The sequence below is a fragment of the Streptomyces sp. NPDC048002 genome, assembly GCF_040653275.1.
Lineage (GTDB): Bacteria > Actinomycetota > Actinomycetes > Streptomycetales > Streptomycetaceae > Streptomyces.
This window is the reverse complement of sequence record NZ_JBEZNL010000075.1, coordinates 1-15,638: the sequence shown is the minus strand read 5'-3', so window position 1 is coordinate 15,638 and position 15,638 is coordinate 1. Positions and strand designations below refer to the sequence as shown.

The window sequence follows — 15,638 nt, the reverse complement described above, 5'->3', positions numbered from 1 at the left end:
CCAGAAGGGCGTCCAGGTTTGTCTTCACACACTGACCAACGGGCGCCCTTCGCCATGGTCGCGACCAGCACACACATCGGACTCACTCATCTAGGCCCTGCCGTGCCGGGTCCAGGTGAACTTGTCGCCACCGACCCAGCGCACGACATCGGGATCGTCCAGGTCGTGGACGGTGATGCCGAACGCCGCCGCGGCGGACAGGACGTCGGTGACGGTCTTGGCCTCACCGACCACCATTCCGTCGATCTCCACGATCCGGAACGGGGGCGTGCCCGGCTGCACCCCGAGCACCATGATCCGCGGATGGGAGATGTACGGGCTCGCGATTTCTGTCATGCAAAGAGCGTAAAGCGGATCCGGCCGTTCCGAACCCTGCGGGCGGCCGGTCCGCCGTGCGGACACCCCGCCGCCGGGCAACCCTGGGGAGGGAGGTGGCGATGGACCCCGTGGAGGCACTGGAGCGGATCGCCTTCCTGCTGGAGCGCTCCCTGGCGCCGACGTACCGGGTACGCGCCTTCCGCACCGCGGCCCGGGTCCTGGCGGCCCTGCCGGAGGCGGAGCTGCGCGAGCGGGCGTCGGCCGGGACGCTGGAGTCGCTCAAGGGAGTCGGCCCGAAGACGGCGCGGGTGGCGGTGGAGGCGCTGGCCGGTGAGGTGCCCGGCTATCTGGACGGGCTACTGCGCGCCCAGCCCCCGCCCGGCGAGGCGGGGTCCGCCCTCAGGGCGCTGCTGCGCGGTGACTGCCATCTGCACTCCGACTGGTCGGACGGCGGCAGCCCGATCGAGGAGATGGGCCGGACCGCCGCCGCCCTCGGGCACGAGTGGGCGGCGCTGACCGACCACTCCCCCCGGCTGACGGTGGCCCGCGGACTGTCTGCGGAGCGGCTGCGCGAACAGCTCGACGTGGTGGCGGCCCTGAACGAGACCTGGGCCCCGTTCCGGCTGCTCACCGGGATCGAGTGCGACATCCTGGAGGACGGCTCGCTGGACCAGGAACCGGAGCTGCTGGCGCGGCTGGACGTGGTGGTGGTCTCGGTCCACTCCAAGCTGCGGATGGACGCCCGTTCGATGACCCGGCGCATGGTGGCCGCGGTGCGCGATCCGCACTCCGACGTGCTCGGGCACTGCACCGGACGGCTGATCGGCGGCCGGGAGCGGCCCGAGTCGCGGTTCGACGCGGACGAGGTGTTCGCCGCCTGCGCGGAGACCGGCACGGCCGTGGAGATCAACAGCCGGCCCGAACGGCTCGACCCTCCGCGCCGGCTGCTGCGGCGCGCGGTCGAGGCGGGCGTCCTGTTCTCCGTCGACACCGACGCGCACGCCCCCGGCCAGTTGGACTGGCAGATCCTCGGCTGCGCGCGGGCCGAGGAGTGCGGGGTGCCGGCGGACCGCGTGGTCACCACCTGGTCCCGGGAGGAGCTGCTGGCCTGGACCCATGAGCGGCGGACCCCGGCGCGGGCGGGGTGACGCGGGCGGGGTGACGCGGATCACGCCATAACGCGACAGAACGTGGAACACCGGAGGATGTTCGCCCGTTGAACGACATGTGGGTGCGGATGGGACAGTGTCCCCGGGCCTCAACCTCCGCCCACAGGGACGATCGTTCGGCTGAAGCCCTGTGGAGCCTTTCGCCGAGAGGCGACCGCCATCCGTACCCGCCCCTGGTCGCCCCGACCGTGATTCCCCCGTCGCGGTCGGGGCCCTTCGCTGTCCGGACTGTTCGCCGTCCCGAAGGGGACGGATCAGCGCGGTGCGCGGTCCTCCAGCGCGGTGCGCCAGGCGGGACCCGGCCCCTCGGGAAGGGGTTCGGCGCGCCGGCCGCCGTGCGCGAAGAAGTCGGCGAGCGGCAGAATCGCCGCCCCCACGGTCACCGCGTCGGGCCCGAGCCCGCCGAGGTCCACCGAGACCCGCTCGGCGGGATACCGCAGCGCGTACGCGGCCGCGTGCCGACGGATGTCGGGCAGCAGGACCGGACCCAGCCGGAGCCCCGCCCAGCCGCCGATCAGGATCCGCTCCGGCTGGAAGAGGTTGATCAGGTCGGACAGGCCCGCGCCGATGTACTCCGCGGTCTCCTCCAGCAGCCCGCGCGCCACCGGGTCCCGGTCCGCCGCGGCCACCAGGGCGACCAGCGCGCTCTCCTGATCGTCGCTCCGGGGCGGACGTCCGCCCGCCTCGCGCCAGCGGTCGAGCAGCGCCTCGGCACCGGCGTACGCCTCCAGGCAGCCGAGCGCGCCGCAGCGGCAGCGGCGCCCGCCGACCCGTACCGTCAGATGCCCGCCCTCGACCGCGCGCCCGTCCTCCGCCTCCGGTGTGACGACGCACGCTCCGACGCCCGAGCCGATGAGCACGACGATCGCGCTGCGGGCCCCCCGCCCGGCGCCGAACCACATCTCGGCCTGGCCGAGCGTGCGGGCGCCGTTGTCGACGAAGTACGGGACGGACGGGGGCAGCGCGCGGCACTCCCGGAGCAGTCGCTCCACGGCGACCCCGTCCCAGCCCACGGTCTGTCCGTGCACCACGGCGCCGCGGTCCTCGCTGTGCTCGACGATGCCCGGCACGCCGATCCCGACGCCGAGCAGCCGTTCCGGCGCGGTCCCGGCGGTGTCGAGCACCTCGGCGACGGCGTCCCGGATGTGTCCGACGACGGCCTCCGCCGCGTACCCCTCGGCCTCCAGGGGCCGCTCGGAGCGGGCCAGTTCGGTCAGGGCGAGGTCGAACAGCTCGACCCGGACCCGGGTCTCGCCCACGTCCACGCCGATCATGTGGCCGCTGCCGGGCGCCACCCTGAGCAGGGTGCGGGGCCTGCCGCCGTCGGACTCGACGTTGCCGGCCTCCTCCAGCACCCCGTCGGCGAGCAGGTCGGCGACGACGTTGCTGACGGAACCGGAGCTGAGCCCGGTGGCGGGGCCGAGTTCGAAGCGGCTGAGCGGGCCGTCGAAGTAGAGGCGCTGGAGGACGGCGGAGCGGTTCTCCCGCCGTAGATCGCGTACCGTACGCCTGTTCCGCGCCACCATCCCGCTCCCCCTGTCGAGCCGCCGTCCGACCTGGAACATACCGGCTCAGCCGCAGAGTGCCGCGGTCTCGTCGAGGGCGGCGTCCAGCTGGGGCCCGACGGCCTGCCGCGTCCAGCGCAGGCGGCCCTCGTCGACGGCGCGCGGCACGGTCTCGGTGAGCATGATCAGGTACAGGTAGGCGCGGTACAGGGCGAGCCGGAGCCGGGTGCCGGAGTCGAACTCGGCCACGCCGCCGGCCTCCCGGTAGCCGGCGAGGAACTCCTCGTCCCGCCGGATGTCCCCGAGCAGCGCCGTCGAGACGAACTCGGCGACCGGGTCGCCCCAGAACATGCGCTCCCCGTCGACGAGTCCGCCGATGCGGGGCTCACCGGCGGTGCGGTCCACCAGGATGTTGCCCGGCCACAGGTCGAAGTGGACCAGGCGCGGCACGTCCACCCCGTCGAGCGCGCCGAGGGCGGCGCGCAGCGGCCCGGCGGTGGCGTCGAGGGAGCGGGGCAGCCAGGGGCGGTAGCGGCGGGCGTCGTCGAGGACGGCGGCGAGCATGCCGGTGAAGGCGGTGCGCCAGTCGGCGGAGAGCGGGCCGAGGGCGCCGGAGGGGTAGCCGAAGCCCGGTCCCTCGACCGTGTGCAGCAGGGCCGTCCCGCGGCCCAGTTCGGTGCGCAGCCGTCGCCGTTCGGCGTCCGTGAGGGAGTCGTCCCAGGGTGCGCCGGGGCAGGCCGTCATCAGCAGCTCGCGCGGGGCCGCGACGAGCACCCGCGGGACGGGCACGGCGACCCGGGCGGCGGCGCGGCAGAACTCCGCCTCGGAGACCAACAGGTCCCGTTCGTGCGCCAGTCCGGGGACCGCCTCGGGAGGCGGCACCTTCAGTACGTACCGGGTGCCGTCGGCGAGGAGGAGTTCCTCGACCTCGTTGTAGGTCCCGCCGCCCAGGGGGCGGACGCCGGTGAGCGCGTCGCCGTCCAGTCCCCCCGCGCCCAGCACCCGCCGGGCCCGCTCCCAGGTGTCCACCGCCACGCCCCTCCCCGTGTCCGGGGCTCAGCCTACGGAACGGCGGACCGTTATTGGCTGGCCTCTCCCGAAGCCGCCCGATTAGCATTAGCCAGAAACCTAGGACCCCTAGGCCGACTCATGCGCCCGACCGCTATGCACCTGACCGCCACGCACACCCCCCGGAAGGCCACGATGCGCGCACTGACCGAGCCCGAGATCCGCGACTCCTTCGTCAACTGCTCCAAGGGCGAGGCGAAGCGCCTGACCGTGCCCCGGGAACTGGACCGGCTCCCCTGGGAGGACCTTGACTTCCTCGGCTGGCGAGATCCTGGCGCGCCCGACCGCAGCTTCCTGGTCACCGAGCGCGGCGGACGCGCCGTCGGGGTCACCCTCCGCTTCCCCTCCTCACGCCGGGGCTTCCTCCACCGCTCCCTGTGCTCGCTGTGCCTGACCACCCATCGCGGCGGCGGGGTCTCGCTGATGACCGCGCGCAAGGCGGGCCCGGCCGGACGCGAGGGCAACTCGGTCGGCCTGTACATGTGCACCGACCTCGCGTGCTCGCTCTACCTGCGCGGGCTCAGGACCCCGGACTCCGGGTCCCGCATGGAGGAGAGCCTCACCCTGGAGCAGCGGATCGCCCGTACCGAGGCCAACCTCGGGGCCTTCCTGGACAAGCTCGACGCCTGACGGCGTGGCCCGGCCCGCTCCGCAGGACGGCGGCCGCCGGGCCGGGGATGATGAACAGGGTCGGCCACGCCCGCGGCTCAGCGAGAGGGGAACGGCCCGAGCATGCGAGACCCACGACAGTGGCGGCTGCCGCGTGAGCGGCTGACGAGGCTGCGCCGGGACCCCGTGGTGGTGCAGACCCTGCGCTCGGCCGCCGCCGCGACCCTCGCGTACGTGATCGCGCTCCATCTCAGTCCCGAGAAGGCTCCGCTCACCGCCCCGCTGACGGCTCTGCTGGTCGTCCAGGTCACCCTCTACGCCACCCTCACCAACGGGGTGCGCCGGGTGAACTCCGTGGTGGCCGGGGTCCTCGTGGCCATCGCCTTCAGCCTGCTGGTGGGCCTGACCTGGTGGAGCCTGGGCCTGCTGATCATCGCCTCGCTGGGCGTCGGCCATCTGGTCCGGGTCGACGAGTACGTGCCCGAGGTGGCGATCAGCGCGATGCTGGTGCTCGGGGTGACGACCGTCGGGGACACGGCGTGGGCCCGGGTGCTGGAGACCCTGATCGGCGCGGTGGTCGGACTCGGCTGCAATCTGCTGCTCGCCCCGCCGGTGTGGGTGGACGAGGCGGGCGAGTCCGTGGAGGACCTGGCGCGACGACTGCGGCAGTTGATGCTGCGGATGGGCGAGCAGGCCGCCGGGCCGACGCCCGTGGATCGCGCGGCGGCCCGGCTGCACGAGGCACGCCGGCTGGACCACGACATCGCCGGGGTGGACGCGGCGCTGCGACAGGCCGAGGACAGCGTGCGGTTCAATCCGCGGGTCCGCGAGGGGCTGCTGCACCGGGTGGTGCTGCGCACCGGCCTGGACACGCTGGAGATCTGCACGGTCGTGCTGCGGGTGATCGCCCGGACCCTGACCGACCTCGCCAAGGAACGCGAGTCGGAACCGCTGTTCGCCCCGGAGGTCGGGGCCGTGCTGGAGCGGCTGCTGGCCGAGGTCGCGGACGCGACGGTGAGTTTCGCGGTGCTGGTCACCGCGCACGTCAGCGAGAACGCCGAGTCGGCCGAGGAGCGGCTCACCGCCGAGCTGCGCCGGGCCGCCACGACCCGGGACAAGCTCGCCGGTCTGCTGCTGGAGGAGGTCCGGCGCGATCCCGGTCAGTGGCAGCTGCACGGTGCCGTGCTGGCCGAGGTGAACCGGATCATCGACGAGATGGACACCGAGCACCGGACCCGCCGGCTGCTGGAGGAGCTGGACCGGGTCTCCGCCGAGCAGCGTGAGCGGATGCCCCGGCTGCTGACCCGGATCGGGGACGGCATGCGGGTGGGCCGCGGCCGCCTCGCCGCGGCCCGCCGCTCACGGTGACCCGCAGGCCCTCGGTTGCACGCACCGGGTGATCCAAGCCAGGGTGGCTCTCGCGCGGACGGACGACCCGAGGGCGGGGACATGGGCAGTGACGGTGTGAGCAGGCGCCGGTTCGTCGGGGCCCTCGCGGCGACCGCCGCCACGACCGCGCTCCCCGCCTGCGACGGCACCCCCGCACCAGCACCGGCCACCGGGACCAGCACCGGAACCAGCACCGGACCAGCGACGGCCACCGGGTCCACGCCCGGCCCGTCCCGCCCGGCGGCCTCCGGGCCCCGGGCCCTGTACCTCGGCACCTACACCTCGACGGAGGGCGGCGGCCGGGGGATCGGGATCGCCTCGTACGACCCCGCCTCGGGGCGGGTGACCGGCGCGGGCACGATCGGGGGGATCGGCGACCCCTCGTATCTGGCGCTCCATCCCGACGGCCGCACGCTGTACGCCGTCAACGAGCGCGAGGAGGGCGCGGTGACCGCCGTGCGGCTCGCCGACCGCCGGGTCCTGGGCAGCCGGAGCACGGGCGGCGTCGCGCCCTGCCATCTGTCGGTGCATCCCGGCGGGCGCTGGCTGCTGAGCGCGAACTACGGCACCGGAAGCGTGGCCGTGCACCCGGTCGACTCCTCGGGCGCCTTGGGCGAGCGCACGGACCTGGTCGTCCACTCGCGTCCCGCGCCGGGTCCGGGCCAGGACGGGCCGCACGCCCACCAGATCGTCACGAGTCCCGACGGCGGCCATGTCCTCGCCGTCGACCTGGGCACGGACACGGTGTACACGTACCGCCTCGACGACACCACGGGCACCCTCTCCGAGGCGTCCCGGGCGAGCACCCGGCCGGGGGCGGGGCCGCGCCATCTGACCTTCCATCCCGGCGGCCGGTACGCGTATCTCGCCAACGAGGCCGACAACACCGTCGCGGTCTGCGCCTACGAGCCGTCGACCGGGAAGGTCACCGTGGGCGACGCGCAGTCCACCGGCACCGGACCGGGCACCAGCTTTCCGGCCCAGTTCGCGGTGGCCCCCGACGGCCGGCACGCCTTCCTGGCCAACCGGGGCGACAACAGCGTGACGCGGTACGCGGTGGAGGCGGACGGGGCCCGGCTCCGGCTGCTCGGCACGGTGCCGGCGGGCGGTGACTTCCCGCGCCAGCTGGCCCTCTCGCCGGACGGCGCGCTGCTGTTCGCGGCGAACCAGCGGTCGAGCGCCGTGAGCGTCTTCCACGTCGACGGGGCCGAGGGCCGGCTGCGGCTCACGGGCCGGCCGTTCGCCTCACCCGTCGCGGTCTGTGCGCTGCCGCTGTAGGGCCCGCGGGCAGGAGGCGGCGCTCGCCTGCCCGAGCAGGACGTGCATGCGCTCGGTGAGCTGGGCGACGTCGTCAGCGGGCCGGTGGAACGGCAGCCGTACGTCGCCGTGGGCGCGGGCGCGCTCGATGCGCAGGGTCAGTCCGTGCCGGTCGACGGCGAGCGGCTGGACCCGTACGGCGCCGTGCAGGCTGTCCGGTTCGACGAGCCGGGTGAGCCGCTCCACCGCGTCGGAGTGGCAGTCGGCGAGATGGGTGAGCAGCTGGGCCTCGGCGGTGGCCAGCGGGTCGGGCCGGGCGGCGGCGAAGTCGTCGAGGCCGATCACGACCGCGCCGCCGGGCTGCCGCAGCACCACCCGGGTGGCCCGGAAGGCGAGATGGCCCTCCTCGGCGGCGAACCAGCCGGCCATCCACAGCCGGGTCCGGATGCGGTTGCGTACCGGGACGGGGGCGACGTCGGCGAACTCCAGTACCGCGGACGGCTCTCCGCGGGGCGCGCAGATCGCGGCCGCGGTCAGGGTGCTCTCGTCGGGCACGTGCAGGAACACCCGGCCGTCGTCGGCGACCGTGTGCGCACCGACGAACTCCTCGCGGCCGCCTTCGGCCGTCACCGCGCAGGACCATGCGGTGGCGAGAACCGACCGGGCGCGTTCCGCCGCGGCCGGGGTGGCCGTCCAGCTCTGGCTGTCACCCATTCCGTACCTCCTTAGGTAAGCCTTGCCTAACCTACCGAAGATCGGGGCGCACGCCAACCACCGCGCCCGATCCGGCGCGGCATACGGGGTCACGGTCAGCAGCCGATGACGCCCAACAGGGCGCGGGCGCACAGGTCGCGCACCTTCTCCCGGGTCAGGTCCGCCGAACCGCCGAGCCACTCCAGGCAGACGGCCGTGATGAACGCCAGCCAGCCCCGCACGGCGAGCCGGACCTCGGCGCGGCCGTCCCCGAGCGGCCCGAACTCCGGGTCCGCCGCCACCACCGCGAGGATCTGCTCCTCCTGCGCCGCGAGGGCCCGCTGGTAGACCTCCCGCACGGCCCGGTCGCCGAACGCCTCGGCACGATGGAGGGCACGGAAGCCGTGCGCGTGCTCCTCGACGTAGGCGAGGTAGGCGTCGAGACCGGCGGTGAGCTGCTCGCGCACCGGCACGCCGGGCACCGCGGCCGTCATGCGCAGCATCCGGGCGCTCTCGCGCTCCACCACGGCGGCGAAGAAGTCCCGCTTGCCCGGGAAGTAGTGGTAGAGCAGCCCGCGCGAGACCCCGGCGATCTCGGCCACCTGCTCGATCCAGACCTCGTCGTACGGGCTCTCCGAGAACAACCGCGCCCCGACGGCGAGGAGTTGCTCCCGGCGCTCCTCGGTGCTGAGCCGCCGGCGGGTGCGCTCGCCCTGGTTCGCGCTCATGTCCGCACCTTACTTGACGCCGGTTCAACAACCGCACCAGACTGGGGCGGCGCTATTGAACCGACGTACAACACGCTCAACCTGCCGCAGGATCGAGGGAGATCGCGTCATGGCGGAGACGACGACCGGGTCCGCGCTGCCCAAGGGCTTCCGGAGCGCCGACCAGGGCTGGCCCGAGTTGCACCGCATACCCCACCCGCCCCGCAGGCTCCCCCTGCTCGGCGACGTCCTGGGGGCGAGCCGCACCACCCCGCTCCAGGACTCCCTGCGCCACGCGCGCCGCCTGGGCCCGATCTTCCGGCGCAAGGCGTTCAACCGGGAGTTCGTCTTCGTGGGGGGCGCGCGACTCGCCGCGGATCTCGCCGACGAGACACGCTTCGCCAAGCACGTGGGGCTCGGCATCGCCAATCTGCGGCCGGTCGTCGGGGACGCCCTGTTCACCGCGTACAACCACGAGCCCAACTGGCAGCTCGCGCACGACGTCCTGGCCCCCGGCTTCAGCCGTGAGGCGATGGAGGGTTACCACGCGATGATGCTCGACGTGGCCGGGCGGCTCACCGGCCACTGGGACCGCGCGGCCTCGGCCGGCCGGACCGTGGACGTGGCCGGGGACATGACCAAGCTGACCCTGGAGACCATCGCGCGCACCGGCTTCGGGCACGACTTCGGCTCCTTCGAGCGGAGCAGGCCGCATCCCTTCGTGAACGCGATGGTCGGCACGCTCGCCCACGCCCAGCGGCTCAACACCGTGCCGGCCGGGTTCCTGCTGCGCCGGTCCGCGCGGCGCAACGAGGCCGACATCGCCTACCTCAACCGCACGGTCGACGCCCTGGTCCGGGCCCGGCGCGCGAGCAGCGGGGACGGCGACCTGCTCGACCGGATGCTGGAGACGGCCCACCCGGAGACCGGCGAACGCCTCTCGCCCGAGAACGTCCGCCGCCAGGTCATCACCTTCCTGGTGGCGGGCCACGAGACCACCTCGGGCGCGCTCTCCTTCGCCCTGCACTACCTGGCCCGCCACCCGGACGTCGCCGCCCGCGCCCGCGCCGAGGTGGACCGGGTCTGGGGCGAGGCGGAACCGCCGGACTACGACCAGGTCGCCAAGCTGCGCTATCTGCGCCGGGTGCTCGACGAGTCGCTGCGGCTGTGGCCGACGGCGCCCGCCTTCGCCCGGGAGGCCCGCGCGGACACCGTGCTGGCCGGGGAGCACCCGATGCGGCGGGGCGCGTGGGCCCTGGTGCTCATCCCGATGCTGCACCGCGACCCCGAGGCGTGGGGCGCGGACGCCGAACGGTTCGACCCGGACCGCTTCGACCCCAAGGCGGTCCGCTCCCGGCCCCCGCACACCTTCAAACCGTTCGGCACCGGGGCACGGGCCTGCATCGGCCGCCAGTTCGCCCTCCACGAGGCCACCCTGGTCCTCGGTCTGCTGCTGCGCCGCTACACCCTGCGCGCCGACCCCGGGTACCGGCTGCGGGTGACGGAACGCCTCACCCTCATGCCGGAGGGCCTGCGCCTGAACGTCGAACGCCGGACGCCGGACGGATCCGCCGCACCGCAACCGTGTCCGGCGCGCGGGGCGGGCGAGTGACCCGGCGGCCCCCGCGCGGCCCGGCCCGCTGCCCGGCGGTCAGCGGCCGAGGACCTCGAAGGCGACCGCCGGCCTGCCGCCGAACCGCTCCCCCGTCGCGGTGGCGTTGCCGGTGAGGAACTCCCGGGCGTACGTCTCGGGGTCCTCGTCCGTCAACGCCTCGATGTAGGCGCGGTGTTCGAGCAGGGAGCGCACCGCCCGGTCCAGGCCCGCCGTGGCGTCCACGGCGTGGGTGGGGGTGGCGGACCCGGCGACGGCGACCCAGCGGACCCCGTTCCAGGGTTCCAGTCCCCGCTCCCCCAGTTCGGGGAAGATCCACCGGTTCCCGGCGTCGCCCGCCGCGTCGAGCGTGGCGCGGCCCACCGCGACATGGTCGGGGGTGTTCCAGGCGACGCCGCCCCAGGTGTCCCGGTGGTTGAGGGTGATCACCAGCTCGGGCCGGTGGCGGCGGATCGCCGCCGCGATGTCCCGGCGCAGCGCGAGGCCGTACTCGATCACACCGTCCCGGTGGTCGAGGAACTCCACCTCCGAGACCCCGACCACCGCCGCACTGGCCCGCTGCTCCCTTTCCCGCAGCGGGCCGCACACGGCCGGTTCCAGCGTGTCGATCCCGGCCTCGCCGCGGGTGGCCAGGACATAGGCGATCTCACGTCCCTGGTCGGTCCACGCGGCGACAGCGGCCGAGCAGCCGTACTCCAGGTCGTCCGGGTGCGCGACGACGGCGAGGGCGCGCTGCCAGTCCTCGGGCATGGGGCGGAGCTGGGTGATCAACGGATCGGTCATGCCGGCACAGTAGCCGGGCCGGCGCCCCGCTCCCCCGAGTCACGGCCGTGCGGCCGTCACGCCTCGTCGCGGGCCAGGGCCAGCAGACGGTCCAGGACGCGCGGGCCGCCGGCCCGGACGCCGTCGTGCTCGAACTCGTCGGTGACCCAGGTGCGCAGCCCGCGCACGGCACGGGCGGTGCGCAGGGAGTGGGCCGTGTCGACGTACATGTCGTCGTGGTAGACGGCGGCGGCGACCGGCACCTCGTTGGCGGCCAGGCGCGCGGGGTCGTACAGCGGGGTCCAGTCGGTGCGGGCGGCGAGGAGTTCGGCCGTCTCGCGCAGCGGGCGCAGCGCCGGGTCGCAGTCGAACACCCAGGGGTGGACGGTCTCCCCGGTGAACAGCAGCGGTCCGTCCCCGGCGAGCGCCTTGGCCGCGTCGAACTGGGGGAACTCGCCGCGCACCCGCTCCGCGGACCAGGCGGTGGGGCGGGTGTCCTGGCCGTAGATCGCCTCGTGGACCAGGGCGTACAGCGGGTGTCCCGCGTACGACAGCAGGCCCTGCACCTCCTCCTGGAAGGCGTCGGAGAGGGCCGGGCCGCCCGCGGTGCGGACGAAGGCGTGCTCCAGCAGGAAGTGCAGCCGGTGGCTGCCCTCCGCGCCGCCGAGGAGGATGCCGAGGGACTGGAACGCCTCGGCGGTGAGCCGGTAGCCGTTGGGCAGGACGACGTCGTGGGTGAGCAGGTGGTCGGCGATCCGGCGGGCCCGCTCCACGTCCTGCGGGTAGCGGGCGTAGTGGGCGGCGACCTTGCGCTCGATGCGCGGGTAGGCCGCGCGGTACACGTCGTCGGCGTGCGCGTCGAGGGAGGGCAGGCCGCCGGTGATGACGGCGGCGCTCAGGCCCTCGGGCGCGCTGGACAGGTAGTTCACGGTGCAGAAGCCGCCGAAGCTCTGGCCGAGCACGGTCCAGGGGGCGCCGCCGGTGACGGCGGGGCGGATCGCCTCGCAGTCGCGGACGATGGAGTCCGCGCGGAAGTGCGTGAGGTAGCCGGCCTGCTCGGCGGGGCCGCCGCGCAGCGGCAGGGTCTGGCGGTTGGCGGGCGTGGAGGCGCCGGTGCCGCGCTGGTCCAGGAGCAGGACGCGGTACTCCTTCAGCGCGCGGCCGAGCCAGGCGGGCTTGCCCACGAACCGGTTGGCTCCGAAGCCGGGGCCGCCCTGGAGGTAGACCAGCCACGGCAGGTTCTGCCGCGCCCGGTCACCGGCGACGACCTCGCGGGCGAACAGCTCGATGGTCTCCCCCGCCGGGTCCGCGTGGTCGAGGGGCACGGTGAAGTGGCGGTCGGTGAGGACGACGCCGGGCTGGCGGTAGCTGACGGACAACGGGGCTCCCGGTTCGGACGGACGGCTGGCCGCGTCCCAGTTCAGCACATGTCCGGCCGGGTGCCGAGCCCGGGGATCAAGAACTGCTACTGAACGGCCGCTCAGCGCGCCGAGAGGCTGGAGCGCCGTACGACCAGTTCCGGCTGGAGTACCACCCGGCGGTGCTCGTGCTCCCCTGCGCCGCCCTCGGTCTCGGTCTCCTCCAGCAGCAGCTCGGCGGCGAGGGCGCCCATGGTGACCGCGGGCTGGCGCACGGAGGTCAGGGGTACGGCCGCCGCGGCGGCGAACTCGATGTCGTCGTAGCCGACGATGGCGAGGTCGTCGGGGACGCTGACGCCGGCCGCGTACATCGCCTGGAGGACGCCGAGGGCGAGCAGGTCGTTGGCGCAGAACACGGCGGTGGGCCGGTCGGCGAGGCCGAGCACCCGGGCACCGGCGTCCCGGCCGGCGGCCACGTCGAGACGTTCGGTGGGCAGTTCGCGCAGCACCTCGGGGCCGAGCCCGGCCTCGGTGAGCGCGGACAGCGCGCCGGTGCGCCGGTCGCGGACCTGGGTGAGGCTCGGCGGGCCGCTGACGTAGGCGATGGAGCGGTGCCCGGCGTCGACGAGGTGGCGCACGGCGAGCGCGCCGCCCGCCACGTCGTCGACGGAGACCGAGCACTCGGTGGCGCCCTCGGCGACCCGGTCGACGAGGACGAAGGGGATGTTGTGCCGCCGGAAGGCGTCGATGTTGCGGCCGGTGGCGTCCGCCGGGGTCAGCAGCACCCCGCGCACCCGCTGCTCGGCGAAGAGCGACAGGTAGTCGGCCTCCTCGCCGGCGTTCTGCGCGCTGTTGCAGACCATCACGCCGAGTCCGGCCTCGCGGGCGGCCCGCTCGGCGCCGCGCGCGACGTCCACGAAGAAGGGGTTGCCCATGTCGAGCACGAGCAGCCCCATGATCCGGCTGCGGCCCGCGCGCAGCTGCCGCGCGGACTCGCTGCGGACGTAGCCCAGCCGGTCGATCGCCGAGAGCACCCGCGCCCGGGTCTCGGTGGCGACGGTGTCCGGGCGGTTGATGACGTTGGAGACCGTGCCGACGGAGACTCCGGCGGCGCGGGCCACGTCCTTGATACCCACCGACTGGGCCATCGGGCAGGGACCTCCAGGAAAGTACGGGGCGGCGGGCCGGAAGGGCCCTCACATTACCGTCATGCCGCCCTTGGACGGCATGGGTCAGGCGGGCAGCCGGAAGTCGGCCACCCGCAGCGCCGAGGGGGTCGTACCGCTGGACTTCACCTGGTACATCACCGACAGGACGTGGTCCTGCGCGATCCTCGTCTCGTCGATCACGACCTCGCCGAAGGCGTTCAGTCCGGCGGCGTCGTACAGCAGCGCCCAGTCGGTGTACCCGGACGCCTTGGAGGCGCCGGCGATCCGGCCGAACGGGAGGACCGCGTAGGCGTTGTCGTACTTGTCCAGGACCAGCCTGGTGCGCTGGCTGGAGTTGAGCGGTACGGGGATCTCCGTCTTCTGCCAGGCGCCGGAGGCGTTCTTGCGGACGTGGAAGGCGCGGCCGTTCGCGGTGCGGTCGGCGACATAGTCGGTGGTGCACTGGCCGAAGCGGCCGGGGACGTAGGAGATGATCGCGTGCGGCCGTCCCGCGGAGTCGGCCGCCTGGCTCTCCTGGTTCATCAGGGAGTGGTCCGGGTTGAGCGGGTCGACGACGAGTCCGGCGTCGGTGACGAGGACCCGGTCGGAGCCGCCGGTGGTGCCGACGACGGTGCCCGCGTCGTTGCGCCAGGTGCGGCCCCGGTCGTCGGAGTAGACGTAGCCGGTGTCGTGGTTGGTGATGCCGCCGCCGGAGCACATCACGGCGCCGTTCTGCTCCCGCCAGGTGAAGAAGGAGTGCAGCCGGCCGTTGCGGTCGTAGTCGATGCCGTGCAGGTACATGTTGCGGACCGTCGAGGATCCGTGCTCGCTGCTGTACGTGCCGGTGGAGCCGGTCCATTCGCCGAGCGCGGTCCATCCGGTGCCGTTGTACTCGGCGAGCGCGTTGCGGCCGTTGCCGGAGACTCCGGCCCGGTAGCTGAGCTGGAGCCGGCCCTCGGGCGTGGCGATGAACTGGGGGTAGGTGAACTGGCTGGTCAACGCCAGCCCGTCCAGGGTCGACTGCGGTGCGCCGAAGCGGCTCGCGGTCCAGGACAGGCCGGCCGGGTTGTCCAGCAGGCCGGCCACGGACTTGACGTAGGTGAAGCCGTCGCTGTGCGAGTCCATGTTGAGGTGGAGGCGGCCGTCGGTGCGGGAGACGCCCATGGAGATGACGTTGTGGGAGTCGTCGTAGCGCAGTGTGTGGCCGACCTTGACGGTGGACCAGGTGGTCCCGCCGAGTGCGCGCCGGCCGACGACGGCGTTGCGGTCGGCGGTGTACCAGCCGGCGTACTGGTACCCCTTGTAGGTCAACAGGCCGTTCTTCTGGAACGAGTTGTTGTTGACCAGGCCGTCGTAGGAGACGAAGAAGATGGCCTGGGAGTCGAGGGTGGTGGTGCCGGTCGGGGTGACGGAGGGGCCGGGGTCGGCGGCCCGTGCCGTGCCCGGGGTGGCCACGGCTGCCAGCAGAGCGGTCGTCAGCACGGTACGTCGTCTCATGAAGGGCTTCTCCGGCTCAGGCTAGATGGAAGACTTCGGTGAGGGGTTTCATCGCTTCGTCGGGTCGGGCGCCGTCCAGCGACTCGAAGAACGGCGCCATCTCCGCCTGCCAGCGGGCGTTGACCTCGGCGGCCTCCATGCCGGCCTGGGCGGCCGCGAAGTCCTCGGTCTCCAAGTAGCCGACCAGCAGGCCGTCCTCGCGCAGGAAGAGCGAGTAGTTGTGCCAGCCGGTGGCCGAGAGCGCGTCGAGCATCTCGGGCCACACGGCGGCGTGCCGCTCGCGGTACTCGTCGAGGCGGTCCGCCCGGACCTTCAGCAGAAAGCACACACGCTGCATCAACAGCCCCCTGGGGATCAGAAGTCGTACTGGTCGATGTTGTCGGCGTCGAACACGGTCGGCTTGCCGAGGCTGATGACGCCGTCCTCGCCGATCGTGTACTCGCCCATGTCGCCGGCGGTGAAGGTCTCGCCCTCCTGGCCGGTGATCTGGCCGGACACCAGCGCGACGGCGGTCCGCGCGGCCAGTTCGCCGAGCTTGGCCGGGTC

The 15,638-nt window shown here is 73.7% G+C and carries 15 protein-coding genes and 1 pseudogene; 5 read left to right on the top strand and 11 right to left on the bottom strand.

The annotated features are described in order from the left end of the window. Positions 1-90 precede the first annotated feature (90 nt). Positions 91-336 (bottom strand): hypothetical protein, encoded by a 246-nt coding sequence (locus AB0E07_RS39450; protein WP_362263210.1) that lies wholly within the window; start codon positions 334-336, stop codon positions 91-93. A gap of 101 nt (positions 337-437) precedes the next feature. Here AB0E07_RS39450 and AB0E07_RS39445 point away from each other — a divergent pair, with 101 nt between their 5' ends. Further along, entirely contained in the window at positions 438-1,466 is a 1,029-nt protein-coding gene (locus AB0E07_RS39445; protein WP_362263207.1) for a PHP domain-containing protein, read from the top strand. Between the two features lie 275 nt (positions 1,467-1,741). Here AB0E07_RS39445 and AB0E07_RS39440 read toward each other — a convergent pair whose 3' ends face one another. Both AB0E07_RS39440 and AB0E07_RS39435 read right to left on the bottom strand, forming a co-directional pair. Continuing rightward, a complete protein-coding gene (locus AB0E07_RS39440) occupies positions 1,742-3,013 on the bottom strand; it encodes an ROK family protein (RefSeq protein ID WP_362263204.1) in 1,272 nt (423 codons plus the stop codon). A 45-nt stretch (positions 3,014-3,058) separates the two neighbouring features. Then, positions 3,059-4,021 carry an aminoglycoside phosphotransferase family protein gene (locus AB0E07_RS39435; RefSeq protein WP_362263215.1) on the bottom strand — a complete coding sequence of 321 codons (963 nt, stop codon included), beginning with the start codon at positions 4,019-4,021 and terminating at the stop codon, positions 3,059-3,061. A 174-nt stretch (positions 4,022-4,195) separates the two neighbouring features. On the opposite strand from AB0E07_RS39435, the gene AB0E07_RS39430 reads away from it, so the two are divergent. The 3 genes from AB0E07_RS39430 to AB0E07_RS39420 all read left to right on the top strand — a co-directional run bounded on the left by AB0E07_RS39430 (position 4,196) and on the right by AB0E07_RS39420 (position 7,336). After that, the gene (locus AB0E07_RS39430; protein ID WP_362263213.1) at positions 4,196-4,690 is read left to right on the top strand and encodes an FBP domain-containing protein; all 495 of its coding nucleotides are present in this window, start codon (positions 4,196-4,198) and stop codon (positions 4,688-4,690) included. A gap of 102 nt (positions 4,691-4,792) precedes the next feature. Continuing rightward, the gene (locus AB0E07_RS39425) at positions 4,793-6,037 is read left to right on the top strand and encodes an aromatic acid exporter family protein (protein WP_362263202.1); all 1,245 of its coding nucleotides are present in this window, start codon (positions 4,793-4,795) and stop codon (positions 6,035-6,037) included. An 81-nt stretch (positions 6,038-6,118) separates the two neighbouring features. Continuing rightward, on the top strand, positions 6,119-7,336 hold the full coding sequence (locus AB0E07_RS39420; RefSeq protein WP_362263199.1) for a lactonase family protein: 1,218 nt from the start codon (positions 6,119-6,121) through the stop codon (positions 7,334-7,336). On the opposite strand, the gene AB0E07_RS39415 is transcribed toward AB0E07_RS39420, so the two are convergent. Then, positions 7,304-8,029: a DUF2470 domain-containing protein gene (locus tag AB0E07_RS39415; protein ID WP_362263197.1), complete on the bottom strand. Its 726-nt coding sequence runs from the start codon at positions 8,027-8,029 to the stop codon at positions 7,304-7,306. The two genes, AB0E07_RS39420 and AB0E07_RS39415, sit on opposite strands and share 33 nt — an antisense overlap. Positions 8,030-8,124: 95 nt before the next feature. Then, entirely contained in the window at positions 8,125-8,736 is a 612-nt protein-coding gene (locus AB0E07_RS39410) for a TetR/AcrR family transcriptional regulator (protein WP_362263194.1), read from the bottom strand. Between the two features lie 109 nt (positions 8,737-8,845). On the opposite strand from AB0E07_RS39410, the gene AB0E07_RS39405 reads away from it, so the two are divergent. Continuing rightward, entirely contained in the window at positions 8,846-10,327 is a 1,482-nt protein-coding gene (locus tag AB0E07_RS39405) for a cytochrome P450 (RefSeq protein ID WP_362263192.1), read from the top strand. 39 nt (positions 10,328-10,366) lie between these two features. Here AB0E07_RS39405 and AB0E07_RS39400 read toward each other — a convergent pair whose 3' ends face one another. The 6 genes and pseudogenes from AB0E07_RS39400 to AB0E07_RS39375 form a co-directional block, all read right to left on the bottom strand. Continuing rightward, positions 10,367-11,110, bottom strand: coding sequence for a PIG-L deacetylase family protein (locus AB0E07_RS39400; protein WP_362263189.1), 744 nt, complete (start codon positions 11,108-11,110; stop codon positions 10,367-10,369). A gap of 56 nt (positions 11,111-11,166) precedes the next feature. Beyond that, complete coding sequence (locus AB0E07_RS39395) at positions 11,167-12,468, bottom strand: alpha/beta fold hydrolase (RefSeq protein WP_362263186.1); 1,302 nt, start codon at positions 12,466-12,468, stop codon at positions 11,167-11,169. Between the two features lie 101 nt (positions 12,469-12,569). Next, entirely contained in the window at positions 12,570-13,595 is a 1,026-nt protein-coding gene (locus tag AB0E07_RS39390) for a LacI family DNA-binding transcriptional regulator (RefSeq protein WP_362263184.1), read from the bottom strand. Positions 13,596-13,679: 84 nt separating this feature from the next. Continuing rightward, positions 13,680-15,092, bottom strand: coding sequence for a BNR repeat-containing protein (locus AB0E07_RS39385; protein ID WP_362263181.1), 1,413 nt, complete (start codon positions 15,090-15,092; stop codon positions 13,680-13,682). 16 nt (positions 15,093-15,108) lie between these two features. After that, entirely contained in the window at positions 15,109-15,429 is a 321-nt protein-coding gene (locus AB0E07_RS39380) for an L-rhamnose mutarotase (RefSeq protein WP_235472834.1), read from the bottom strand. Between the two features lie 17 nt (positions 15,430-15,446). Further along, a pseudogene (locus AB0E07_RS39375) lies at positions 15,447-15,638 on the bottom strand (rhamnose ABC transporter substrate-binding protein); the annotation flags it as partial.